The following is a 22,292-nucleotide window of genomic DNA, read 5'->3' as shown; positions in this document are numbered from 1 at the left end:
ATCCCGGGCGCGCGGCTGGTCCCCCGCCCGAGGGGCAGACGGGAAAGTCCCGGTCAGCACCGGTCGTTCCACCGTGGGCTGAACGGGGGTTCAGGCAAGATCCGCCGCGCGGATGACCCGGGTGGCCGGGTGGCGACGCGGGAACCGGCGCATCCGCACACCTCGGGACGACCTACCCTGGACGGATGCTCTCCCGCCGTGACGCCGCGATCCGGCTCGACATCCCCCTCGAGATGGCCGCTCGTCACGGCATCCCGTCGCACATCGGCGAGGCCGAGCTCGAGCGCATCGAGCAGGACCCGCCCGCCTGGCTGGTGCAGTCCCGGGGCAACCGCACGGGGACGAAGAAGGTCTGGACGCACCTGGAGTGCGCCGTCTGCGGGTTCTCCGAGCAGGAGCGGCCGAAGAAGTGGTGGCCGGACTGGACGCTGCTCGTGTGCGACGACCACGACGAGGTGCCGCCGCCCGCGGCCGGGACGACGCGGCACCTCGTGTACGGCGTCGGCAGTCGGTTCACCGCCCTGGTCGACGAGCCGTCCTGATCGTGACGAGTCGGGCTGATCGCGACGAGTCGGGCTGATCGCGACGACTCCTCGGTCAGTCGTCGAGCGTGACGGCGTCCCACGCGAACGTCGTCACCCGACCCGTCTCCCAGTCCCGCCGGAGCACGCCGTACGCCACCGATGCCAGTGGTGCTCCGCCCTCGACCGGCCACGACTCCCGGTAGTGCGCCTCCTGCACCCACCCGGCGCGCAGGAACACGCGTCGCATCGCGGTGTTGTCCTCGCGCGTCTGCCCCTCGAAGCGCGTCACGTCGGGCATGGTGCGGAACACGTGGTCGGTCACCGCTCGGAGCGCCGGCACCCCGAGTCCCTGCCCACGGAACGCCGGGGCGAGCCGCAGGTCGAGCAGTGGTGCCGGGTCCTGCAGGTCCTCGAGGACGACCAGCCCGACGCGTCCGAGCCGCTCGTCGTCGAGCCACCACGAGTCGTGCTCGTCGTCGCGGAACGCACCGCGGTCGATCGCGCGATCCAGGTCGACGCGGGTGGGCTGCGGACGGACGTGGAAGGGGAAGCGGGCAGACGTGTGGAAGGTGACCAGGGCCTCCCGGTCGGCGCCCTGCGGGTCGGTCCTGGTCAGCGTGATCGTCACGCCTCCACGGTACGACCCGGGGATCACCGTCCGGGTGGGGTGGCGAGCAGGAGCTGTGCGTCCAGCACCGGGTCCGCGATCGCGGTGCGTGCCAGCGCGTCCGCCGCCGTGCGCACTGCGGACCGCTCCTCGGGGGTCATCCGGCGCAGCGCCGCCCGGAACTCGACGGCCCGACGCGCCAGCACGTGCTCGACGAGCGCGAGGGCGTCCTCACCGGCGGTGACCAGGACCTCGCGACCGGACGTCCTCCGGGTCACCCACCCGTCGCGGACAAGACGGTCGACCATCCGGGTGATGCCGGAGGGGAGCAGCCCGAGCTCGACGGCCAGGTCCCCGGCCCGCAGCGGCCCACGCGTGGCCAGGAGGACGAGGATCCGGTACTGCTGCAGCGTCACCTGCTCGAGCGCGGGCGCGAGGGAGCGGAGCACGATGCCGAGCCCGACGACCGACGCGTCCACGACGGACGACTCCGTTCGTGACTGCTGCTCATCGTCGTCGCCCACCGGGCCAGCCTACGGCGACGTGGCCCGGTCGACGCTGCGGTGGTCGGGCCGGAACCCGTGGTCGGTCCCCCACAGCACCGCGTCGACCCGGGTCCGGGCGCCGATCTTGCTGTAGAGCGTGCGGATGTGGGTCTTCACCGTGTTCGGGCTGAGGTGCGTCAGGTCGGCGATCTCGTCGTTGCGCTTGCCCTGGGTGATCAGGGCGAGGATCTCGGACTGCCGGTCCGAGATCCCGAGCTCGCGGCCGGGCCAGTCGACACCCGGCCCGCTCGCCACCCGACGTCGCGGCTCGTCCAGCACCCGCTCGCCCGCCGCGACGCGGAGGAGCCCGTCGGCGAGCTGCTCGGCGGTCGAGCTCTTCGCGAAGTAGCCCGTCGCGCCCCGGGACACGGCGGCGTCGATGAGGTCCTGGTCCATCTTCCACGTGAAGACGGCGACGGTCCGGATGCGGGGGTTCGCGGCCAGCCGGGTCACGTCCTCGTCGTCGCGCTGCGGTTGGGCGAACGTGTCGTAGAGCGCCACGTCGACGTCCACGGTCACCCGGTGACGGGCGTCGAGCTGCACGACCTCGAGTCGGTCCGAGAACGGGGCGAGCAGGTCGGCGAGGCCGCGCAGGACGAGTTCGTAGTCGTTGACGAGTGCGACGCGGATGCGCTCGGACATCTGGATCCTCTCAGGACCACCCCTGGGGGTGAGACGGGCGCGATCGTGCCCTGGTTCGTTCGGGATCACCACGCTACGGACGGTGCTGTACCCCGTCCGCAGCCGGGCCTGGGAACCGCGACGGTTGCCCAGGAGCAAGTTCTCCTGGTCGGCGGTGTCCCGTCGGCCCTCGATCCCCCGGAAGGACCCCCATGTCGGATGCACTCGCTCCGTGGAACGCGACGCTGACGCTCGCGGAGCACACGCTCATCGTCTACGCACTCTCGGTCGCGGGACTCGCGCTCTTCGCGTTCTTCGTGAAGTCGTGGGTCTCGGTCAGCGAGGTCACCGGCCGGTACCGCAGCGGCGTGTACGCGGGACTGTGCATCACCGGCATCGCGTTCCTGTCGTACGTCCTGCTCGTGCTCGAGTTCGCGATCGGCTACGACCGCAAGGGTGCGTCCTGGGTACCGAACGCGAACGCGATCCTGTCCTGGGCGCCGCGCTACTTCGACTGGACCGTCACCGTGCCGCTGCTGGTGATCGAGCTCATCGCCGTCGCCACCCTCGCCGGTGCCGCGGCCCGTCGACTGCGTGCGGTGGGCATCGCCGCCGCGTTCCTGATGATCAGCACCGGCTTCGTCGGCGGCGTCGTCATCGACTCCGGCACGAACACGGGTGCGCTCTGGACCTGGGGCGTCATCTCCGGCGTCTTCATGGTGGTCCTGTACGTCCTCGTCGTCTACGTCGTCGTCAAGGGCGGCCGTGACCTCAAGGGGACCGAGGCCGCCGGGACGCTCCGCAACGCCGGGATCCTGCTCATCGTCACGTGGATGGCGTACCCGGTCGTCTTCGGCCTGCAGGGCTGGGGGCACGGGGGCGCGGTCATCACGTGGATGCAGATCGTGCTGTCGGCAGCCGACATCGTCGCGAAGGTCGGCTTCGGCTCGATGATCCACAAGATCGCCAAGCTCCGCTCCGCCGAGGACGTCCGCACCGGCGTCGACACCCTCCCCGAGGCGCTCTGGATCTCGTCCGAGAAGCTCTCCGACGGCACGCTCCCGAACACCGCCACGGCGCACCACTCGCAGCACGCCACCGCCGCCCCCGGTGCGCAGCGTGCTCGTCGCTGACTCGACGGTCGCGACCAGCCAGGGGGTCGGAGCGCACGGCGTTCCGGCCCCCGGCCCCGTCCGTCCGGCACTGCCCGGCACCGTCGACGTCGCGATCGTCGGGGCCGGCTGTTCCGGCCTGGCCACCGCGATCCGGCTCGCCGAGGCCGAGGCCGAGGCCGAGGCCGAGACCGGGGCCGGGGCCGGGGCCGGTGCCGGTGTCGGTGCTGGTGCCGAGGCCGGTTCCGCGGGCGCACCGACCGTCCTCGTGCTCGAGGGGCGCTCGACGCCCGACCCGCGCTCGTGGTGCTCGTGGGACGACGGCAGCGATCCCCTGCCGGAGGCGCGGTCGGCGAGCTGGGACCGGTGGGAGGTCCGCACGGACCACGGAACGAGCACCGGGACCGACCCCGCACACCCCTACGTGCTCGTCCGGGCCGCCGATCGTCGGGAGGCAGCCGAGCGACGGATCGCCGCGGGTGGCCACGACACCGCCGGGACCGTCCGCGTCGTCGGCGGTGCCCCCGTCTCGACGGTCGTGCGCACCGACGACGGGTGCGTCGTGACCTCCCGACTCGGGACGGTGCGCGCACGGCAGGTGCTCGACGCCCGTGGACCCCGGTGCCCGGACCACGTCGGAGCAGGCCGCGTGCTCCTGCACCAGCGGTTCGTCGGACACTGGGTCACCGCCGACCGACCCGTGTTCGACACGTCGACCGCGACGCTCATGGACTTCACCGGGCAGGACGCCGCCGGACCGGTCCGGTTCGTCTACGTCCTGCCGGTCTCCCCCACCGAGGCGCTCGTCGAGAGCACGGTCTTCACCCCGGACGCCGCCGACCCGTTCGACCACGAGGGCCACGTCGCCGGCTACGTCGGGCGACGGTGGGGGCTCCGTCCGGACGAGTGGCGCGTGGTCGACGAGGAACGCGGGTGCATCCCGATGACCGACGCACCCGCACGGCCCGACGCCCGGTGGTCGGCAGCGACCGCCGTCGTGGGGACGACCCGACCGAGCAGCGGCTACGGGTTCGCCCGCAGCAACCGGCACAGCGCCGTCGTCGCGCAGCACCTCGCCGCCGGGACCGCGGTGCCGCCGTTCGTCGACGGGTGGCGGACGCGCTTCCTCGACGCGGTGTTCCTGCGGTTCCTGCGGGACCGGCCGGAGCAGGCAGCGGAGGCGTTCCGGCGGCTCTTCGCGCTGCCCGGTCCCCTCGTCGTCCGGTTCCTGTCGGAGCGGTCGGGCCTGATCGACGAGCTGCGCATCGTCCTGGCGCTGCAGAAGCGCCCGTTCCTGGCGGCACTGGCGCGGACCGTCCGGGACACGGTCGTCCGGACCCGGACGGACCCGGACACGATCGCCCAGACCCAGACCCGGACCCGGACCCGGACCCGGACGGACCGGGACACGGCCGTCCGGTCCGGGGGCCGATCGTGACCGCGGTGCCGGCGGGCGTCCTGCCCGACCGCGGGCTCGCGGCGCCGCCCGCGCTCCGCACCTGGGTCGCCGACCGCGTGCTCGCGCCGGTGACCGCGGTGCTCGCGCTCGTCGCACTCGCCTGCGCCGTCACGACGCTCAGCGGCGCTGCCGTCCCCGTGGCGGTGCAGCTCGTGCCCTTCGCGGTGAGCGTGCTGGTCTTCGGGCTCCCCCACGGCGCCCTCGACCACCTGGTCCCCGCGCGCCTGCGCCCGGGGACGAGCACCGCGCGGTCGGTCGTCACCGTCGTGGCGCTCTACCTCGTCGTCGGCGCGGCGACGGTCGCGCTCTGGACCACCGCACCGCTGCTCGGCTTCGCGGTGTTCGTCGGGATCACCTGGTTCCACTGGGGGCAGGGCGACCTGTTCGTCGACCGGCTCCTCGGCGACGGCGTGCCGGGCGCGCTCGGGTCCAGCCTGACCGTGGCGGTGCGCGGAGCCCTGCCGATGACCGTGCCGTTCGTCGCGCAGCCGGGTGCCGCCGCGCACGTGGTCGTCGAGTCGGCGGCGGTGGTCGACGGCGGGCTCGACGGCGCCGTGCTCGTGGTGCCCGGCGCGGTCCGGCTCGCCGGCGCCGTCCTGGTCGCCGCGCTCGTCGTGCTGCACGTCGTGGTCGTCGCCCGTGCCGGCGGACCGCGCTGGCGGCAGGTCTCCGAGGACCTCGTGCTCGTCGCGTTCTTCGCCGACGTGCCGCCGGTGCTCGCGGTCGGCCTCTACTTCACGCTGTGGCACGCGGTCCGGCACATCCTGCGCCTCGAGCTGACCGAGCCGACGAGCGCGGGACAGCTGCACCGCGGGCGGCTGCTCGCGCCGTTCCTCCGCTTCGCCCGTCAGGCGTGGCCGATCACCGCGATCGCGGTGGCGATGCTCGTGGCACTCGCCGTCGTGGTCCGCCGAGCCGACCTCGGCGTCTACCTGGTGCTCATCGCGGCACTCACCACCCCGCACACCGTCGTCGTCACGTGGATGGACCACGTGCAGCGCACCTGGTCCCGACGCACACCGGACCACGTGGCGCACCCCCGTGCCGAGCGCTCGACCGATCCCCCGGCACCAGCACCCCGAACGAAGGACACCCCGTGACCACCACACCCGCTCCCCGCCCGTCCGGCCTGCGCACGGGCGCGGTGTTCGCCGGTCGCATCCTCGTCATCGCGGCGGCCGTCGGTCTGGTCGGGTGGATCGCCTTCACCCTGTCGAACGTCGTGGTGCCCCTGCTCATCGGGCTGGTCGTCGCCGCGCTGCTCGTGCCCTTCAGTGCCCTGCTGCAGCGTCACGGTGTCCCGGGGTGGCTCGCGATCGTCCTCGCGCTGCTGTCGCTCGTCGTCGGGATCGCCCTGCTCGTCTTCCTGGTCGTCTGGCGCGTCAGCGAGCAGCTCCCGAGCCTCGAGGACCGCACGGTGGCGCTCATCGGCACCGTGCAGGACCTGCTGCGGCACCCGCCGTTCGGCCTGCCGTCGGTCGACCTCGACACGCTCTCGACGGACGCCAGGACCTTCGTCGAGCAGCACGCCGCCGAACTGCGGCAGGGCGTCGTCGTCGCGGGCGCCACCCTCGTGCACCTCGGAGAAGGGCTCTTCATCGTGACCTTCGTGACGATCTTCGCGCTCACCGGCGGTCGTCGGATGTGGGAGTGGGTCGTCTCACTCTTCCCCCGGGCCGCGCAGCACCGGATCGGCGTCGCCGGCGAGGCCGGGTGGACGACCCTGACGCACTTCATCCGCGTGCAGGTCGTCATCGCGGCGACGGACGCGATCGGCATCGCACTCGGCGCGTTCCTGCTCGGGGTGCCGCTCGCCGGGCCGATCGGTGTCGTGGTGTTCGTCGGGGCGTTCATCCCCGTCGTCGGGGCCTTCGCCGCCGGGGCCGTCGCGGTGCTCCTGGCACTGCTGTTCAAGGGCTGGGTGTTCGCCCTGGTCATGCTCGGGGTCGTCGTGCTCGTGCAGCAGCTCGAGGGCCAGGTGCTGCACCCGTTCCTGACCGGGTCCGTCGTCGCCGTGCACCCGCTCGCGGTGCTGCTCGCGGTGATCGCCGGCACGACGATCGGCGGGATCGCCGGTGGGTTCTTCGCCGTACCGCTCGCCGCGACCGCGAACTCGATGATCCGGGCGGCCCGGCAGGACGACCCCGAGGTCGAGATCGCCCTGCCGATCCCGCAGAGCGCCGAGCCCGCCGCCTGAGGCGGCCGCCCGCTCAACGCCGGAGCCCGCCGCCTGAGGCGGCCGCCCGCTCAGCGCCGACCGACCACCGCGACCCGGAGGGTCAGCGCCCGCTGACCGCCGCGTCCCGCCGCATCCGCACAAGGCTCGCACCGGTCGCGCCCGCCATCGCGACGAGGATCACCACGAGGGACACCCACGTCGGGATCTCCGGCGCCCACGAGAACCCCTCGCCCCCGTTGAGGAACGGCAGCTCGTTCTCGTGCAGGGCGTGCAGCACGAGCTTCACGCCGATGAACGCCAGGATGAGCGCGATCCCGTACTTCAGGTAGACCAGGCGCTCGAGCAGCCCGCCGAGCAGGAAGTACAGCTGCCGCAGGCCCATCAGGGCGAACACGTTCGCGGTGAAGACGATGAACGCGCTCTCGGTGATGCCGAAGATCGCCGGGATCGAGTCGAGCGCGAACAGCAGGTCCGTCGTGCCGATCGCGATGAGCACGATGAGCAGCGGAGTGAAGTGCTTCGCCCCGTCCTGGGACACGCGGAACTTCATGCCGTCGAACTCGTCCGTGATGCGCACCCGACGGCGCAGCAGGCGGACGAGGGCGCTGTCCTGCTGCTCCTCGTCGTCGTCCTCACGGAGCTGCTGGATCGCGGTCCAGATGAGCCACGCGCCGAACAGGTAGAAGATCCAGGTGAAGTCCTCGATGAGCTGCGCGCCGACCAGGATGAACACCCCGCGCAGGACCAGGGCGATGATGATGCCGAGCATCAGCACCTCCTGCTGGATCGCCTTCGGCACGCTGAACCGCGCCATGATGATGACGAAGACGAACAGGTTGTCGATGCTCAGGCTGTACTCGGTCAGCCAGCCGGCGACGAACTGCCCCGCGGCGTCACCGCCAGCGAAGACCAGCATGAGCACCGCGAAGACGAGCGCGAGCCCCACGTAGACACCGACCCACGCGCCCGATTCGCGCAGGCTCGGGACGTGCGGTCGGCGGGCGACGATGAGCAGGTCGACGAGCAGGATCGCGACGAGCGCGATGATGGAGCCGACCTCGAAGACGACGGGGAGCTGGGGCATCGTTCCAGTCTGGGGCATGCGGACGGGAGGCGCGCGGCGGGCCCGCGACGTGCCTCCCGTCCGTCGCGTCCCGGCTCAGTCCCCGCGGACGCCGATCGCGTCGGCCGCCTGCTCGTACAGGCTGGTCGCCAGGGAGTTCAGCACCTCGTGGAGCTCGCCGCCGTGCGCGCCGTCGACGGCGCGCAGCATCGCGCCGTAGCGCGCGCGGTAGTCGTCGACGACGGCGTCGCCAGCCGGGAGCAGGCGCAGCAGCGATCCCCGTCGGTCCGCGGGGTTGGGTGCGCGCTCGATCAGCCCGGCGGCCGTCATGCGGTCGATCATGTTCGTCACCGCACCCGAGGTCAGTCCGAGGTAGCCGGCGACCTCGGTGGGGGTCGAGTACCCGGTGTCGCTGACGAGCACGAGCGCACGCAGGGCGTTCTCGTGGATGCCGGCTCGCGCGCTGAGCTGGCCGACCAGGCTCGTGTTCGCGCGGACGACCGCGGCGAACGCCGCCATCAGGTCGGCGTCGTCGGTGGAGGGGGCCACGGGACCTGCTTCCGTCGAAGGGGGGACACGGGGCGTCCCCCGCTCTGGGGTAAGTATACGAGTGGTCAAATTGGTGAACGACTGACTATCTTGATCATTGAAGCAAGTGAGCCCGAACCTCTTGCTCCCACTGCCCGCACCACCACCGAACGATGAGGTACACCGTGTCCACCAAGCTCCGCACCTCCGCGATGAAGCGGATCCGTTTCGCCCCCGTGGCACTCCTCGCCGGCATCTTCGCCGCCGTCCTGCTGTCGCTCTCGCTCACCGGCACCCTCTCCGGGTTCGCCGCGAGCATCACCAACTCGAGCAACACCGCCGCGACCGGCACGCTGGTCATGCAGGAGCAGAACGCCGGCGCGACCGTCACCTGCCTCAGCACCGACGGTGGTTCGGTCTCCACGAACGCGGCGACCTGCTCCACCATCAACAAGTTCGGTGGCAGCACGACGATGACGCCCGGCAACACCGTCAACACCGCGATCTCGATCAAGAACACCGGTACCGCGAACGCCGCGACCTTCACGCTGACCCCGGGTGCGACCTGCACGCAGTCGGCCAACGGCACGCAGAACGGCACCGCGACCGACCTGTGCGCGAAGATGAACCTCGTCATCACCTCGGGCTCGACCACCGTCTTCACCGGCACCCTCGCCAGCTTCAAGGGTGCGCCGGCCTCGTCCTTCACGATGCCCCAGGCCCCCGCCGCCGGCGCCACCGTGCCGTTCAACTTCGCGGTCACCCTCGACCCGTCGGCCGGCAACACGTACCAGGGCCTCGCAGCGTCCGTCCCGATGACCTGGACCTTCACCGCCTGACCCGCAGGGAGCGAGCCGGCGTGACGCCCTGATCCCGTCCCGCCGGCACAGCACCCCCCGCTCCCAGACCGAACTCCACAGACCGACGCCCCCCGACCGGCCTCCCCCCTTCCGGCCGGGTGACGTCACCCCCGGCGCAGTCCGACCGTCATCCCCCCGTCCGGTCGGACGCGTCCACCCCGGCGGCGCTCGGACGTCCCCCCACGCCCGAGCGCCGCCCCCCTTCCCCACGCACTCCCCGCACCCGCACCACCCGCCGTCCCTCCGGGGCGGCCGACCCCACCGGAGCAGCAGATGAGCCAGACCGCAGCGATCCCGCTCAGCGGCACGCTCGACCGTCCGGTCCTGCGTGGCCGTGCCGTCAGCCGCTCCGAGACCGTCCTCGCCTGGACGGTCGCCGCGGTCGCCGCCGTGCTGCTGACCGCCGCGGTGCTGTTCCTGTCCGCCGGTGGTCGCTGGTTCGTCGTCGAGACGCCCTCGATGGGCGTGGCCGCCCCGGTCGGCACCCTCGTGCTCGACATGCCGGTCGACGTGGACACGCTCGCGGTCGGCGACGTCGTCTCGTTCGCGACCGATGCGAACCCCGGCGTCGTCTACACGCACCGCATCATCGGCATCGACGCGCAGGGCCTGCACACCCGCGGGGACATCAACGGTGCCACCGACCCGTGGACGCTCACGCAGCACGACGTCATCGGCGCACCGGTGCTCCTCGTGCCCCACCTCGGCTGGCTGTTCCGCGCCGCACCGATCCTGCTCGTCGGCACCCTGTTGATCTGGACGCTCACCAGCGCCTTCACCGACCGCGTGACCCGCACCTGCCTGCGCATCGCCGGTGGTGCCCTCACGACCTCGTACGCCGCCTTCGTCCTCAAGCCGTTCGTGAACGTGACCACGATCACGAACACCTCGAGCCCCGAGGGGGTCGAGGCGACCATCGTCTCCTCCGGGATGTTCCCCGTCCGCGTCGAGGCCCACGGCGGCACCACCGTGCACCTGGTCGACGGCCAGGTCGGACGCGTCGTCATCCACGAGCTCACGGAGAACGGGCACTACCAGCTGACCTCGAACATCCACCTCGACCCGGTCGGCTGGGCCGCGCTCGTCCTGGTGTGCCTCGTGCCGCTCGTGCTCTGCCTGGCCGTCGGCCGTGTCGAACCGGTGCGTGCCTCGTGAGGGCCCTTCGCCTCCGCGACGGCCGGGTCGTCGCCGCACTGCTCGTCGTCGCCCTCGCCGTGGTCGTGCTGCTCAACCAGTTCGCCCCGACACGCTCCGCGTACAGTGCGACCGTCGTCAACACCGGCAACACCGCGGCGACCGCGCCGTACTTCACCTGCGCAGCTGCCGCCCGCGCCGACGCTGCGGGCGCGCTGTTCGCGTACGACCTCGACGAGGCCTCCGGGTCGCGGACCGCGGCGGACTCGTCGGGCAAGGGCAACGCCGGCACCTACCAGGGGTCGATGACCACGACCGCGAACCCGGCAGCGTGTTCCCGCGACGGTGGTCCGGCGTACACGCTGAACGGGTCGACGAGCTTCGTCTCGACGCCGCGGGCCTACGCGAACCCGACGACCTTCAGCGAGGAGGTCTGGTTCCGCACCACGGTGGCCGGTGGACTGCTCATCGGCTTCGGCAGCAACCAGGTCGCCACCTCGGGGCAGCACGACCGGCAGATCTACGTGAACAGCGCCGGGCAGCTCGTGTTCGGGTCGTACAACGGGACGACCCAGGTGGTCACCTCGCCGAAGGCCGTCACCGACGGTGCGTGGCACCACGTCGTGTCGACGATGTCGCCGACGAACGGCATGCGCCTGTACCTGGACGGCACGCTCGTCGCGTCGAACACCGCGTTCAAGGCCCCGGAGAACTACACCGGGTACTTCCGCATCGGGTACGACACCATCAGCGGGTGGCCGGGTGCGCCGTCCAGGGAGTACTTCACCGGGTCGATGCGGTACGCCGCGGTCTACTCGACGGAGCTGTCCGCGACGCAGGTCGCGAACCACCACGCCGCCGGTCGCTGACGCACCAGCACGACGGACGGGAGGCGCGTGGCGGGGACGCCGCGCGCCTCCCGTCCGTCCGTGGGTGGGTGGGGGAAACCCCCACCCGATCGTGCGGTCACCACCGTCGAGCGGTGCTCGCGTCCGCCCCTACTGTGAAGCCGTGCAGAAAGCGATCGCCCTCTGGAGCTCCGCCGTGGACCTCCTCCTCGACGCGTTCCTCGGCCTCGTCTGGACCGTCCTCCTCGTCACGTTCCTCGCCACCTCGATCGGCAGCATCCCCGCCGCCGGGGTCGGGGTGCTCCTGCTGGTGGCCACGACCCTGACGGCCCGGTGGGCCGCCGAGCTCGAGCGCCGCCGCGCCGCGGCCCTCCGCGACGTCGAGATCCCGCGGCCGATCCGCCGGGCGACCCGCACGACCGGGCTCTGGCGTCCCGTGGTGCAGGCGTTCGTCGACCTCGCCGACCCGGTGACCTGGCGGGCGCTGGCGCACCACCTGGTGTCCACCGTCCTCGGGTGGGGGTTCCTCTCGCTCGTGACGCTCGCTCCGTTCATCGTGACGACGGCTCGATCCGGTCCCCTGCCGGGACTGCTCCCCGGTGGCACGGCCGGTGGTGTCGCGGCGAGCGTGGTGCTCCTCGTGGTGACCGTGCTCTACGTGTGGGGCGCCGGCAGTCTCGACCGGGCGCTCGCACCGCTGCTCCTCGGCTCCAGCCGGACCGCGGCGCTGCAGGACCGCATCCACGCCCTCGCCGACGCCCGGCAGGGTGCGGTCGACGCCGCGACCACCGAACGACTCCGCATCGAGCGCGACCTGCACGACGGCGTCCAGCCCCGGCTCGTGGCGCTCGCGATGACCCTCGGCATGGCTCGGTCGCGCTTCGACAGCGACCCGGCGGCCACCCGGGAGCTCCTCGACCAGGCGCACCGCGACGCGAAGGACTCGATCACCGAGCTCCGACAGCTCGCCCGCGGCATCCACCCGGCGATCCTCACCGACCGGGGGCTCGACGCCGCGCTGTCCGCCGTGGCCGCACGCAACGCCGTCCCGACGACCGTCGACGTGGTGCTCACCGGTCGACCGCGGCCCGAGGTCGAGGCGGTCCTCTACTTCGCCGTCGCCGAGGCGTTGACGAACGTCGCGAAGCACTCCGGTGCCACGCGGTGCTCCGTCACCGTCGACCAGGTGCCCGGCGGTGTCCGGACCGTCGTGTGGGACGACGGGGTCGGTGGCGCCGGCACCGACGGTCACCCCGGCGGCGGACTGAGCGGGATGCGCGACCGCGTCCGCGCCGCCGGCGGCACCCTGCTGACCGAGAGCCCCGTCGGCGGCCCGACCCGAGTGACCGTGGAGCTCCCGTGCGCATCGTGATCGCCGAGGACGCCGTCCTCCTGCGGGCCGGACTCGTCCGCCTGCTGACCGACGCCGGGCACGAGGTGACGGCGGCCGTCGACACCGCTCCCGCCCTGCTCGACGCCGTCGCCGCCGACCGCCCCGACCTGGCGATCGTCGACGTACGGATGCCCCCGACCTCCACCGACGAGGGGGTGCGCGCCGCGGTCCTCATCCGCGCGCAGCACCCCGGGGTCGCGGTGCTCGTGCTCTCCCAGTACGTCGAGGAGCGCTACGCGGCCGACCTCATCACGAGCGACACCGCAGGACTCGGGTACCTGCTCAAGGACCGCGTGGTCGAGGTCGACGAGTTCCTCGGTGACGTCGCGCGGGTCGGTTCGGGTGGCACCGTGTTCGACCCCGAGGTGGTCGCGCAGATCCTCGCTCGCTCGCGCCGCACGGACGGCATCGACACCCTGTCCCCGCGGGAGCTCCAGGTCCTGCAGCTCATGGCCGAGGGTCGGTCGAACAGCGCGGTCGCCGCTGCGATGCACATCACCGAGAGCTCGGTCGAGAAGCACGCCTCCGCCGTGTTCACGAAGCTCGGCGTCCCGGCCGAGGGCACCGGCAACCGCCGCGTGCTCGCCGTGCTCCGCTACCTGTCCGAGGCCGCCGGCCGGGGACGCTGACCGCGCACCCGCCCCGCCCCGCCCGCCCACCCCGCACCAGCACCTGAAGGAACGAGATCCCCGTGACGACCACCGCCCCGCCCACCAGCTCCACGCCCCCACCGGCTCCCCGACGTCCCCGCACCCTGCGGACCGTCCTGCTCGTGGTCGGCTCCGTGCTGCTCGTCGCACTGCTCGCCGTCGTCGTGGTGCAGTCCGTCGCCGCCAGCGACCGGCAGGACCACTCACGGACGAGTGCCGTCGACGAGTCCTTCGACCGCATCCGGATCGAGACCGGGGCAACCGACGTCCGCGTCGAGCGGGTCGACGTGGACCGCACGGAGGTCGTCTTCGTCGCCGGTGACACCCGACTCCGTGAACGGCACGCGGTCCGCGACGGGGTGCTCGACCTCACGGTGTCCGGTCCGGCGTGGAGCATCGTCGACCTCTCCGTCGGGGTCCGACAGGGCGCCCACCTGACCGTGCGGGTGCCGGAGGACGCCGCGGACGTCCCGGTCGAGGTCGACGCCACCGCCGGCGACGTGCTGCTCGCCGGCAGCTGGGGTGACGTCGCACTGACGAGCACCGCCGGTGACGTCACGCTCGACGGGCGGGCGGACGCCCTCGCCGTCGAGGCGACCTCGGGCGACGTGCAGCTCACCCTCGCTGCGGCGCCGCGGAGCATCACGGTCGAGACGACGTCGGGCGACCAGGTGGTCAGCCTGCCGGACGGCGACTACCGGATCACCGCCGAGGCCACCGTCGGCGACGTCGACAACGAGCTCGGTACCGACCCCGGTGCCGCGCAGCAGTACCGGTTCACGGCGGTGGCGGGCGACGTCGAGATCCAGCGCGGGACGGGCCGCTGACCGGTCGGCGGACGGACGGGAGGAGCGTGGCGGGGTCGCCACGCTCCTCCCGTCCGTCGCCACCGTCGTTCGCCGATCGGACAGCGTGTCCCTCGGACACCCGGGTCGTTCCGGGGTCTCCGGCGTAGCCAGGACCCTCACCGTCCGACCACGGGAGGAACCCACATGACCAAGGACGCGAACGCCGCCACGCAGGAGAAGCTCGGCGGGATCCTCGAGGCCCGCGACTGGGGTCGCATGCACGAGGCCTGGCACGAGGACGTCGTCGACCACGACCCCGCACCCGGGCAGGCGCCCGGACTCGCCGGCATCGTCGACTTCTGGACGGAGTTCACGACGGCGTTCCCCGACGTCACGCTCGAGGCCGACCCGCTGATCGTCACCGACGACTTCGTCACCGCGGTGTTCACGATCCACGGCACGCACACGGGTCCGTTCCAGGGGCACGAGCCGACCGGACGCTCGTTCACCGTCCGTGGCATCCAGGTGTCGAAGTTCGTCGACGGCAGGATCGCGGAGCGCTGGGGCTCGACGGACCAGCAGGGCATCGAGGAGCAGCTGCAGCTCGGCTCGTCCGACGTGCAGTTCGTCAGCAAGGGCTGACCGGGCCGCTCTGCCGGACGCCCCGGGTACGCTCGGGGCGTCCGGTACCAGCCGGGTCCGCCCTCGTCGAAAGGCACCCGTGCGTCTCCGAGCCCTCCTCGCCACCGTCGTCGTCGCAGCGCTCGCTCCCGTCCTGTTCGTCGCCGGACCGGCATCGGCCCACGACGTGCTGGTCGCGTCCGACCCGGTGGCCGACGCGACGGTCGCGGGTGACCTGGACCGCATCACCCTGACCCTCTCCGAACCGCCGCTCAGCGGCCTGCAGACCGGCATCGTGATCAGCGTCACCGACGCAGAGGACGCCGAGCACACGTCCGGCGAGGTCACGGTCGAGGGCAACACCATCGGCAAGGACCTCGACATCTCCGCAGCGGGGTCGTACTCGGTGCGGTGGCGGAGCGTCTCCGTCGACGGGCACCCGATCTCCGGCGAGTACCGGTTCGCGTCGAGCGGCCCGGCAGCGCTCGACTCCTCGACGACCTCGGGCATCGCGGAGACGCCGACCCCGACCGCTGCTGCGTCCTCCGCAGCGCCGACCGCGACGGCGACGGCGGACGCCGCGTCCGGCACCTCCGACGAGGTGTCGGCCACCCAGGCGGCCGTCGCCCCGGTCGACCACCGACACCACACGATCCTGCTGCTGATCGTCGCGCTGGTCGTCGTCGTGTTCGCCGGCGTCGTCGGCGTCCGCGCCCTGCTGGCCCGTCGGAACGGTGTCTCCGCCGCGGGACCGGACGTCGAGGACGGCACCGCCGGGCACGACTCCGGCGAGCACGGCGCGGTCGGGCACGGCACGGTCGGACACGGCACGGACGAGGACGGCACACGGCGGTGACCGGGCCGGCGCAGGTCCCGTCGGCCGACGCTGCCCGCGCGGCGCTCGCCGCCGTCGCCGGTCCCGACGCCGCCCCGCTCGTGCCCGCGATGCCGAGCACGCCGGACCCCCGGGCGGCGGCCGTGCTCATGCTCTTCGGTGTGCTCGACCGCACCCCGAGCACACGCCCCGCCGTCGCCGACGCCGTGCACCGTGACCTCGACGTCCTGCTGCTCGCCCGCGCTTCGACCCTCCGCTCGCACCCGGGCGAGATCGCGTTCCCCGGCGGGCGCATCGACCCGGACGACGTCGACGCGCCCGCTGCGGCCCTGCGGGAGGCCCGCGAGGAGACCGGGCTCGACCCGTCCGGTGTCGAGGTCCTCGGCGCACTGCCCGCCGTACCGCTCGCGCACTCGAACCACCTGGTGCGGCCCGTGCTCGGGTGGTGGCGCGAACCGACGCCCGTGCGGGTCGTCGACGAGCGGGAGTCCGCCGCCGTCTTCCGGACGCCCGTGGCCGACCTGCTCGATCCGGCGAACCGCGGGGTGACCGTCCTCCGCCGCGGCGGCCGGGAGTGGCGGGGGCCGGCCTTCACGGTACGGTCGGACCACGGCGTGCACACGCTCTGGGGGTTCACGGCGATGCTGCTCGACGCGCTCTTCGACCGGCTCGGCTGGACGGAGCCCTGGGACGCGGGGCACGAGCTCCCGCTCCCTGCGCACCGAAGGACCTGACCCCTGTTCTCCACCCTGCTCGTCGAGGTGCCGTGGCTCGCCTCCGGCGTCCTCGTCCCGGTCGTGTTCCTGGCCGGGCTGCGCACCGGCCGGCCGCTGCTGATGGCGGCTGCCGGCATCGGCCTGTCCGCCGGCATCGAGGCGGTGCAGGCGTTCGTGCTCGGCATCGGCCGGGCCTGCGACACGAGCGACCTGGTCACGAACGGCATCGGTGCGGTGATCGGCGGCCTGCTCGCGGCAGCGGCGCTCGGGCTCGTGCGACGCCGGGCCGCGCGACGTCGCTGACCGGACGTCGTAGGGTCTGAGCATGACCGTCGTCGCCCTGGTGCTCGCCGCCCTCGCCGCGCTCCTGCACGTCTACATCTTCGTGCTCGAGTCCGTCCTCTGGACCACCCCGCGTGCGCGGAACACCTTCGGCACCTCGGAGCAGGAGGCCGCCGCCACACGCTCGCTCGCGTTCAACCAGGGCTTCTACAACCTGTTCCTCGCCGTGCTCGTCCTGGTCGGCATCGTCGTCGTCGCCTCCGGCGGCACCGCCGTCGGTCTGACGCTCGTCGTCGCCGGCACCGGGAGCATGCTCGCCGCCGCGCTGGTGCTGTTCACGAGCGACGCGACGAAGCGCCGTGCCGCCACCACGCAGGGTGCGCTGCCGCTCCTCGCACTGCTCCTGCTCGGGATCGCCGCGCTGGTCTGAGCGAGTGGTCGCGGCGCTGGTCTAGAGCAGCTCGGCGAGCAGGGCCTCGACCCGACGGCGGACCTCGTCGCGCACCGGGCGCACCTGGTCGATCGGCAGGCCGGCCGGGTCGGTGAGCGCCCAGTCCTCGTAGCGCTTGCCCGGCAAGACCGGGCACGCGTCCCCACAGCCCATCGTCACGACGACGTCCGCCTGGCGCACCGCGTCGGTGGTCAGGACGGCGGGCTGCTCCCCCGCGATGTCGATGCCCTCCTCGGCCATCGCCTGCACCGCGACGGCGTTGATGCGGTCGGCGGGCTCCGACCCGGCGGAGAAGACGTCGACACGGTCGCCGCCGAGGTGCCGGAGCCACCCGGCTGCCATCTGCGAGCGGCCGGCGTTGTGGACGCAGACGAACAGGACGGCGGGTTTCTGGTCGGGCACGGTGACTCCGGGGGTCGTCGGGACGGGGTGGGGTCATCCTGCCGCACCGAGGTGGACGAACGGGCCCGGCGGCGGACCGGAGGCCCGTGGCGGGCCGGCACCGTGCCTCCCGTCCGTCCCGTGGCGCGTCCAGATCGTGACCCACCCGAGCGGGTCGGTGCGGTAGCGTCCGCGGGGTGATCGTGTGGATCAACGGCACCCACGGAGCCGGCAAGACGACGACGGCCCGCCTTTTGCAGCCGATGCTGCCCGACGCCCACGTGCTCGACCCGGAGAAGATCGGCGAGGCCCTGATGGACGTCCGACCGGCGCTGCCCGACCACGGGGACTTCCAGCACTGGGCCCCGTGGCGCCCCCTCGTCGTCGAGACCGCGCGACGGGTGCTCGACCAGGTCGGCGGCACCCTCGTCATGCCGCAGACCGTGCTGGTCGAGGCCTACTGGCGGGAGATCGCCGACGGGTTCGCGCAGCACGGGATCCCGGTGCGGCACGTCGTGCTGCACGCCGACCAGGACACCCTGCGCCGACGGATCGAGGACGACGCCGTCGTCGGCTACTCGACCTTCCGGATGAGCCGCCTCGCTCCGTACGCCGAGGCGGCGGACGGCTGGCTGCACGAGGCCGCCGAGGTCGTGTCGACCGTCGGGCGCACGCCCGAGCAGGTCGCCCGGGGCATCGCGGACGGTCAGCCCGCGGTGGTCCCGGCGAGCCCGATCGCCGCGGGCTGACAGCGGGGACACCACCAGACGCGTCGGGGCGCGGAGCCGACCACCTCGACGTCGTCGCGGGCGCGCACCCGCGTGCCGCAGCGCAGGCACGGCCGACCGGCCCGCCCGACGACCCAGTGGCGCTCCCCACGACGGAGCACCCCCGTCGTCACCTGGTGGGCGTCCGGTGTCGTCGCCGAGTGGCGGAGCATCCGCTGCGCGGTGTCGAGCAGGGTCCCGACGTCGACCGTGCCGATCGGCCGGTCCGGGTGCAGCCCGCGGACGAAGCCGAGCTCGTTCGCCCAGAGGTTGCCGAGCCCGGCCACGCGCCTCTGGTCGAGCAGGACCGTGCGCACGGGCAGGTCCGGGTCCGCCGTGCAGCGTCGGACGGCCTCGTCGCGGTCGAAGTCGTCGTGGAGCAGGTCCGGGCCGAGGTACCCGACCGCCAGGTGCTCGTCGCGGGTGGGGAGCAGCTCGACCACGGGCAGCGCGATCCCCCACACCGTCCGTCCGTCGTCGAGGGCCATGCGCACCCGGGCGTCCTGCGCGGCGCGGACCGGCAGCCGCTTCCCCGCACCCGTCGTGGTCCACGAACCGGTCATCCGCATGTGGGTGTGGAGCGTCGTGCCGTCGTCGAACCGGGTGAGCAGGTGCTTGCCGTGCGTGGCGTGGGCGACGATGCGCCGGCCGCCGAGCGGGGTGCCGGCGTCGGCGCCGCCGCGGAGCTCGCCGCGGGCGACCAGGGCCCCGTCGACGGCACGGAGTCGAGCTGCCAGGCGGTGGACGGAGTCACCCTCGGGCATGCCCTCACGCTAGGCGGGGCCACCGACAGCGTCGGCGTCCCTCAGGCCGCGGCGGCGTGCTCCCGCAGTGCCGGGCAGTGCTCGGGCGTCGGGTGCTCGGTGATCGCGATGACCTCGTCGAGCCGGTCGCGGGCGGCCTCGAGCTCCGTGAGCTGTGCGGTGATCCGGTCGCGCTCGGCGACCAGCAGCGCGAAGGACTCCGGCGTCGCCACCCCCGCGTCGACGCACGGCAGCAGCTGCACGATGGTCCGGCTCGGGAGTCCGGCGGCGAAGAGCTGCTGCACGAGCTGCACCCGTTCGACGGACGACGCCGCGTAGGACCGCTGGCCACCCGCGGTCCGCTCCGCGCTGAGCAACCCCTGCTCCTCGTAGTACCGCAGCGAGCGCACGCTCGCACCCGTCGCCGCAGCGAGGTCACCGATCCGCACGTCGTCTCCGATCCACACTTGCACCTGACACCGATGTGAGGTCCTACCGTAGCCGAGCCGCAGCGGGAAGGACCCGCCAGGCAGGAGGACACCATGGACATCGCCGGATCCGTCGCACTCGTCACCGGGTCGAACCGGGGCATCGGCCGCCGCTTCGTCACCCAGCTGCTCGAGCGCGGCGCGTCGAAGGTCTACGCGAGCGCTCGCCGCCCCGAGCTCGTCGACATCGACGGCGTCGAGGTGCTGCCGCTCGACATCACCGACGAGACGTCGGTCGCCGCTGCGGCTGCCGCCGCGCAGGACGTCACGCTGCTCGTCAACAACGCCGGGATCGCCGGGACCGGCTCGCTCCTGCGCGACGACCTCGCCGACGCGCACCGGCTGCTCGACACCCACCTCTGGGGCACCCTGTCGATGCTGCGGGCCTTCGCACCCGTCATCGAACGCAACGGTGGTGGCGCGGTGGTCAACGTGCTCTCCGCGCTCTCCTGGTTCGCGTACCCGGGGTCGGGTGCCTACGGGGTGGCGAAGGCCGCGGAGTGGAACATGACGAACGCGGTCCGGCTCGAGCTGCGCGACGCCGGGATCACGGTCCAGGGGCTGCACCTCGGTGCGGCCGACACCGACATGATGGCCGGGTACGACGGCCACATGACCGACCCGGCCGACGTCGCACGCGCGTCGCTCGACGGGGTCGAGCAGGGGCTCGCGGAGGTCGTCGTCGACGAGTGGAGCGCGATGGTCAAGGCGTCGCTCCAGCAGACGCCGGACGTGCTCGCGGCGCAGCTCGGCTGACGGCAGGACGGACGGGAGGCGCGGTGCCAGCCGGCACCGCGCCTCCCGTCCGTCACCGGGTCGCGTCAGGAGCCGGGGCGCTCCTCCGGGCGGTCTGCGGACGTGTCCGCCGGCGCCGGGTCGAGGGTCGCGTCGATGCCGGGGTCCGGCGAGACGGTCTGCGTGTGCACCGGGAAGGCATCCGGCGAGGTGCTGACCCCGCCGACGGCCGACGCGGAACGCCCACGGCCGCCGCGGATCCGGCGCACCAGGTCCCAGGGGCGACCGGACTGCCGCTGCTCCGGTGCGTCGACCTCGAGACCGTAGTACGCGCCGACGTGCTCGAGCAGGACCTCGCGCTCCGCCTTGTCGTACGCCCGGCGTTCCCGGTTGAAGGCGATCACGGTGGACCAGCAGACCATGAGCAGCACGACACTGAACGGGAGTGCCGTGGTGATCGCCGCGGTCTTCAACGCGTTCAGCCCGCCGGTCAGCAGCAGCGCGACGGCGAGCAGGGCGGCGACGACCGCGAAGAAGACGCGGAGCCAGTTCTTCGGCTCGATGTCACCGCCCGAGGCGATCATCGCCATGACGAGCGACCCCGAGTCCGAGGACGTCACGAAGAACACACCGATGAGCAGGATCGCGCCGAACGTCAGCACGACGCCCGCGGGCAGGTCGGCGAGCAGCGTGAAGAGCGACCCCTCGACGTCGACGGAGCCGTCCGCGCCGACGAGGCCGCCGGCGCCGTCGGTCTCCTGGTGGATCGCGGCACCGCCGAGGACGGCGAACCAGAGGAAGGTGAGGGCGGTCGGCACGAGCAGCACGCCGAAGACGAACTCACGGACGGTGCGACCGCGCGAGATCCGGGCGATGAAGATGCCCACGAAGGGGGCCCACGACATCCACCAGCCCCAGTAGAACGTGGTCCAGGCGCCCTGCCACTCCTCGCCCGCGGCGCCCTGCTGCGCGGTGACGTTGAAGGACAGGCCCACCACGTTCTGCAGGTAGGCGCCGATCGACTGGACGAAGTCGCGGAGCAGGAACTGCGTGGGGCCGACGATCAGGATGAAGAGCAGCAGTGCCGCCGCGAGGATGAGGTTGAAGTTCGAGAGGATCTTCATGCCCTTGGTCACACCGGTGACCAGGGAGACGATCGTCACGGCGGTGATGACCGCGATGATCGCGATCTGGCTGACGGTGCTGCTCTCCGCGAGACCCGCACTCTCGAGGCCGGCACCGATCTGGATGACACCGAGGCCGAGCGAGGTCGCGACACCGAACAGCGTGCCGATCAGGGCGATCACGTCGATGAGGTTGCCCCACCCGCCGCGGACGCGGTTGCCGAGCAGCGGTTCGAGTGCCCAGCGGATCGAGACCGGGCGGCCCCTGCGGTGGATCGCGTACGCCAGGGCGAGGCCGAGGACGACGTAGATGGCCCAGGCGTGCAGGCCCCAGTGCAGGAAGGTCTGGGTCATCGCCTGCTGGGCGAGCTGGTTCTCGGTGCCCGTGACACCGGGCCGGGGCGAGGCGAAGTGACTGAGCGGCTCGGAGACACCGTAGAAGACGAGGCCGATGCCCATGCCCGCAGCGAAGAGCAGGGCGAACCACGAGCCGGTGGAGAACTCCGGTTCGTCCTGGTCCTTGCCGAGCTTGATGTCGCCGTACCTCGAGAAGCCGACGAACAGCGAGAACCCGACGAAGAACGCCGCGATGAGCACGTAGTACCAGCTGAAGTTGCGGACGATCCCGCTCTGCAGTGCGGTGAACACGGCCTCGGCGGACGACGGCGCGATGAGGGTCCAGGCGACGAAGCCGAGCACGATCACGGCGGCCGGCCAGAAGACCCAACGAGCGAGCTGAGGGGTGGTGCGGACCGGCTCACCGGGCCGGAGTTGATCGGATGCGGTTGCGGGTGGTCTGGTGGTGGCCATCCGTCCATGGTGCCTGATGTGCTGTGGA

At 72.6% G+C, this 22,292-nt stretch carries 27 protein-coding genes; 18 read left to right on the top strand and 9 right to left on the bottom strand.

Features of this window, described 5'->3' with window-relative positions:
* The first annotated feature begins 185 nt into the window (after positions 1 to 185).
* Positions 186 to 542 (top strand): hypothetical protein, encoded by a 357-nt coding sequence (locus NI26_RS15875; protein WP_066657492.1) that lies wholly within the window; start codon positions 186 to 188, stop codon positions 540 to 542.
* Positions 543 to 597: 55 nt separating this feature from the next.
* Here NI26_RS15875 and NI26_RS15870 read toward each other — a convergent pair whose 3' ends face one another.
* Genes NI26_RS15870 through NI26_RS15860 form a run of 3 tightly spaced genes read right to left on the bottom strand, consistent with a single transcriptional unit; the run spans position 598 to position 2,318 of the window.
* Positions 598 to 1,152 carry a GNAT family N-acetyltransferase gene (locus NI26_RS15870; RefSeq protein ID WP_066658855.1) on the bottom strand — a complete coding sequence of 185 codons (555 nt, stop codon included), beginning with the start codon at positions 1,150 to 1,152 and terminating at the stop codon, positions 598 to 600.
* A 23-nt stretch (positions 1,153 to 1,175) separates the two neighbouring features.
* Entirely contained in the window at positions 1,176 to 1,655 is a 480-nt protein-coding gene (locus tag NI26_RS15865; RefSeq protein WP_066657490.1) for a MarR family transcriptional regulator, read from the bottom strand.
* Positions 1,656 to 1,664: 9 nt separating this feature from the next.
* Positions 1,665 to 2,318 (bottom strand): response regulator transcription factor, encoded by a 654-nt coding sequence (locus tag NI26_RS15860; RefSeq protein ID WP_066657488.1) that lies wholly within the window; start codon positions 2,316 to 2,318, stop codon positions 1,665 to 1,667.
* Between the two features lie 191 nt (positions 2,319 to 2,509).
* Here NI26_RS15860 and NI26_RS15855 point away from each other — a divergent pair, with 191 nt between their 5' ends.
* The 4 genes from NI26_RS15855 to NI26_RS15840 are packed head-to-tail and all read left to right on the top strand — an operon-like array spanning position 2,510 to position 7,065.
* Entirely contained in the window at positions 2,510 to 3,430 is a 921-nt protein-coding gene (locus tag NI26_RS15855) for a bacteriorhodopsin (RefSeq protein WP_066657486.1), read from the top strand.
* The gene (locus tag NI26_RS15850; RefSeq protein ID WP_066657484.1) at positions 3,417 to 4,847 is read left to right on the top strand and encodes a lycopene cyclase family protein; all 1,431 of its coding nucleotides are present in this window, start codon (positions 3,417 to 3,419) and stop codon (positions 4,845 to 4,847) included. The genes NI26_RS15855 and NI26_RS15850 overlap by 14 nt, the downstream gene beginning before the upstream one ends.
* Positions 4,844 to 5,968, top strand: a complete 1,125-nt coding sequence (locus tag NI26_RS15845; protein ID WP_066657482.1) for a Brp/Blh family beta-carotene 15,15'-dioxygenase — start codon at positions 4,844 to 4,846, stop codon at positions 5,966 to 5,968. Before NI26_RS15850 ends, NI26_RS15845 begins: the two co-directional genes overlap by 4 nt.
* Positions 5,965 to 7,065: an AI-2E family transporter gene (locus tag NI26_RS15840; protein ID WP_066657481.1), complete on the top strand. Its 1,101-nt coding sequence runs from the start codon at positions 5,965 to 5,967 to the stop codon at positions 7,063 to 7,065. The genes NI26_RS15845 and NI26_RS15840 overlap by 4 nt, the downstream gene beginning before the upstream one ends.
* Before the next feature lie 82 nt (positions 7,066 to 7,147).
* Here NI26_RS15840 and NI26_RS15835 read toward each other — a convergent pair whose 3' ends face one another.
* Together NI26_RS15835 and NI26_RS15830 are read right to left on the bottom strand one after the other, a co-directional pair.
* Positions 7,148 to 8,131 (bottom strand): TerC family protein, encoded by a 984-nt coding sequence (locus NI26_RS15835; protein WP_066657477.1) that lies wholly within the window; start codon positions 8,129 to 8,131, stop codon positions 7,148 to 7,150.
* A 75-nt stretch (positions 8,132 to 8,206) separates the two neighbouring features.
* Entirely contained in the window at positions 8,207 to 8,659 is a 453-nt protein-coding gene (locus NI26_RS15830) for a MarR family winged helix-turn-helix transcriptional regulator (RefSeq protein WP_066657469.1), read from the bottom strand.
* A gap of 164 nt (positions 8,660 to 8,823) precedes the next feature.
* On the opposite strand from NI26_RS15830, the gene NI26_RS15825 reads away from it, so the two are divergent.
* The 11 genes from NI26_RS15825 to NI26_RS15775 all read left to right on the top strand — a co-directional run bounded on the left by NI26_RS15825 (position 8,824) and on the right by NI26_RS15775 (position 17,195).
* The gene (locus tag NI26_RS15825) at positions 8,824 to 9,477 is read left to right on the top strand and encodes a hypothetical protein (protein ID WP_066658852.1); all 654 of its coding nucleotides are present in this window, start codon (positions 8,824 to 8,826) and stop codon (positions 9,475 to 9,477) included.
* Positions 9,478 to 9,771: 294 nt separating this feature from the next.
* The gene (locus NI26_RS15820; RefSeq protein ID WP_066657460.1) at positions 9,772 to 10,653 is read left to right on the top strand and encodes a S26 family signal peptidase; all 882 of its coding nucleotides are present in this window, start codon (positions 9,772 to 9,774) and stop codon (positions 10,651 to 10,653) included.
* Positions 10,650 to 11,501 carry a LamG domain-containing protein gene (locus NI26_RS15815; protein ID WP_066657457.1) on the top strand — a complete coding sequence of 284 codons (852 nt, stop codon included), beginning with the start codon at positions 10,650 to 10,652 and terminating at the stop codon, positions 11,499 to 11,501. The genes NI26_RS15820 and NI26_RS15815 overlap by 4 nt, the downstream gene beginning before the upstream one ends.
* 142 nt (positions 11,502 to 11,643) lie before the next feature.
* Positions 11,644 to 12,852 carry a sensor histidine kinase gene (locus tag NI26_RS15810; RefSeq protein ID WP_066657454.1) on the top strand — a complete coding sequence of 403 codons (1,209 nt, stop codon included), beginning with the start codon at positions 11,644 to 11,646 and terminating at the stop codon, positions 12,850 to 12,852.
* Entirely contained in the window at positions 12,840 to 13,502 is a 663-nt protein-coding gene (locus NI26_RS15805; RefSeq protein WP_066657451.1) for a response regulator transcription factor, read from the top strand. Before NI26_RS15810 ends, NI26_RS15805 begins: the two co-directional genes overlap by 13 nt.
* Positions 13,503 to 13,564: 62 nt before the next feature.
* Positions 13,565 to 14,350, top strand: a complete 786-nt coding sequence (locus tag NI26_RS15800; RefSeq protein ID WP_066657449.1) for a DUF4097 family beta strand repeat-containing protein — start codon at positions 13,565 to 13,567, stop codon at positions 14,348 to 14,350.
* Between the two features lie 165 nt (positions 14,351 to 14,515).
* Positions 14,516 to 14,953, top strand: coding sequence for an ester cyclase (locus NI26_RS15795; RefSeq protein ID WP_066657448.1), 438 nt, complete (start codon positions 14,516 to 14,518; stop codon positions 14,951 to 14,953).
* Between the two features lie 79 nt (positions 14,954 to 15,032).
* A complete protein-coding gene (locus NI26_RS15790; protein WP_066657446.1) occupies positions 15,033 to 15,788 on the top strand; it encodes a copper resistance CopC family protein in 756 nt (251 codons plus the stop codon).
* The gene (locus NI26_RS15785; protein WP_066657436.1) at positions 15,785 to 16,501 is read left to right on the top strand and encodes an NUDIX hydrolase; all 717 of its coding nucleotides are present in this window, start codon (positions 15,785 to 15,787) and stop codon (positions 16,499 to 16,501) included. The genes NI26_RS15790 and NI26_RS15785 overlap by 4 nt, the downstream gene beginning before the upstream one ends.
* Positions 16,502 to 16,528: 27 nt before the next feature.
* Positions 16,529 to 16,786 carry a VanZ family protein gene (locus NI26_RS15780; protein WP_066657433.1) on the top strand — a complete coding sequence of 86 codons (258 nt, stop codon included), beginning with the start codon at positions 16,529 to 16,531 and terminating at the stop codon, positions 16,784 to 16,786.
* Positions 16,787 to 16,808: 22 nt separating this feature from the next.
* The gene (locus NI26_RS15775) at positions 16,809 to 17,195 is read left to right on the top strand and encodes a DUF1304 domain-containing protein (protein WP_066657431.1); all 387 of its coding nucleotides are present in this window, start codon (positions 16,809 to 16,811) and stop codon (positions 17,193 to 17,195) included.
* Positions 17,196 to 17,216: 21 nt separating this feature from the next.
* On the opposite strand, the gene NI26_RS15770 is transcribed toward NI26_RS15775, so the two are convergent.
* Entirely contained in the window at positions 17,217 to 17,618 is a 402-nt protein-coding gene (locus tag NI26_RS15770) for an arsenate reductase ArsC (protein ID WP_066657428.1), read from the bottom strand.
* Between the two features lie 176 nt (positions 17,619 to 17,794).
* On the opposite strand from NI26_RS15770, the gene NI26_RS15765 reads away from it, so the two are divergent.
* Positions 17,795 to 18,346, top strand: a complete 552-nt coding sequence (locus NI26_RS15765) for an AAA family ATPase (RefSeq protein ID WP_066657426.1) — start codon at positions 17,795 to 17,797, stop codon at positions 18,344 to 18,346.
* On the opposite strand, the gene NI26_RS15760 is transcribed toward NI26_RS15765, so the two are convergent.
* Together NI26_RS15760 and NI26_RS15755 are read right to left on the bottom strand one after the other, a co-directional pair.
* On the bottom strand, positions 18,304 to 19,128 hold the full coding sequence (locus NI26_RS15760; RefSeq protein ID WP_066657424.1) for a DNA-formamidopyrimidine glycosylase family protein: 825 nt from the start codon (positions 19,126 to 19,128) through the stop codon (positions 18,304 to 18,306). The genes NI26_RS15765 and NI26_RS15760 overlap by 43 nt on opposite strands.
* A 41-nt stretch (positions 19,129 to 19,169) precedes the next feature.
* Positions 19,170 to 19,556, bottom strand: coding sequence for a MerR family transcriptional regulator (locus tag NI26_RS15755; protein ID WP_066658849.1), 387 nt, complete (start codon positions 19,554 to 19,556; stop codon positions 19,170 to 19,172).
* 93 nt (positions 19,557 to 19,649) lie between these two features.
* On the opposite strand from NI26_RS15755, the gene NI26_RS15750 reads away from it, so the two are divergent.
* On the top strand, positions 19,650 to 20,351 hold the full coding sequence (locus NI26_RS15750; RefSeq protein WP_066657422.1) for an SDR family oxidoreductase: 702 nt from the start codon (positions 19,650 to 19,652) through the stop codon (positions 20,349 to 20,351).
* 65 nt (positions 20,352 to 20,416) lie between these two features.
* On the opposite strand, the gene NI26_RS15745 is transcribed toward NI26_RS15750, so the two are convergent.
* On the bottom strand, positions 20,417 to 22,264 hold the full coding sequence (locus tag NI26_RS15745) for a BCCT family transporter (protein ID WP_081985159.1): 1,848 nt from the start codon (positions 22,262 to 22,264) through the stop codon (positions 20,417 to 20,419).
* Positions 22,265 to 22,292: the final 28 nt, after the last annotated feature.

The organism is Curtobacterium sp. MR_MD2014 (assembly GCF_000772085.1).
Classification (GTDB): domain Bacteria; phylum Actinomycetota; class Actinomycetes; order Actinomycetales; family Microbacteriaceae; genus Curtobacterium.
The sequence above is the reverse complement of the archived record's forward strand: the minus strand, read 5'-3'. Positions and strand labels throughout refer to the sequence as shown.

What these genes read in the sequence shown, in the direction of transcription:
- NI26_RS15875 (WP_066657492.1), top strand. Translation starts at nt 186, where the DNA reads ATGCTCTCCCGCCGTGACGCCGCGATCCGGCTCGACATCCCCCTCGAG.
- NI26_RS15860 (WP_066657488.1), bottom strand. Translation starts at nt 2,318, where the DNA reads ATGTCCGAGCGCATCCGCGTCGCACTCGTCAACGACTACGAACTCGTC.
- NI26_RS15855 (WP_066657486.1), top strand. Translation starts at nt 2,510, where the DNA reads ATGTCGGATGCACTCGCTCCGTGGAACGCGACGCTGACGCTCGCGGAG.
- NI26_RS15835 (WP_066657477.1), bottom strand. Translation starts at nt 8,131, where the DNA reads ATGCCCCAGCTCCCCGTCGTCTTCGAGGTCGGCTCCATCATCGCGCTC.
- NI26_RS15820 (WP_066657460.1), top strand. Translation starts at nt 9,772, where the DNA reads ATGAGCCAGACCGCAGCGATCCCGCTCAGCGGCACGCTCGACCGTCCG.
- NI26_RS15795 (WP_066657448.1), top strand. Translation starts at nt 14,516, where the DNA reads ATGACCAAGGACGCGAACGCCGCCACGCAGGAGAAGCTCGGCGGGATC.
- NI26_RS15775 (WP_066657431.1), top strand. Translation starts at nt 16,809, where the DNA reads ATGACCGTCGTCGCCCTGGTGCTCGCCGCCCTCGCCGCGCTCCTGCAC.
- NI26_RS15760 (WP_066657424.1), bottom strand. Translation starts at nt 19,128, where the DNA reads ATGCCCGAGGGTGACTCCGTCCACCGCCTGGCAGCTCGACTCCGTGCC.
- NI26_RS15750 (WP_066657422.1), top strand. Translation starts at nt 19,650, where the DNA reads ATGGACATCGCCGGATCCGTCGCACTCGTCACCGGGTCGAACCGGGGC.
- NI26_RS15745 (WP_081985159.1), bottom strand. Translation starts at nt 22,264, where the DNA reads ATGGCCACCACCAGACCACCCGCAACCGCATCCGATCAACTCCGGCCC.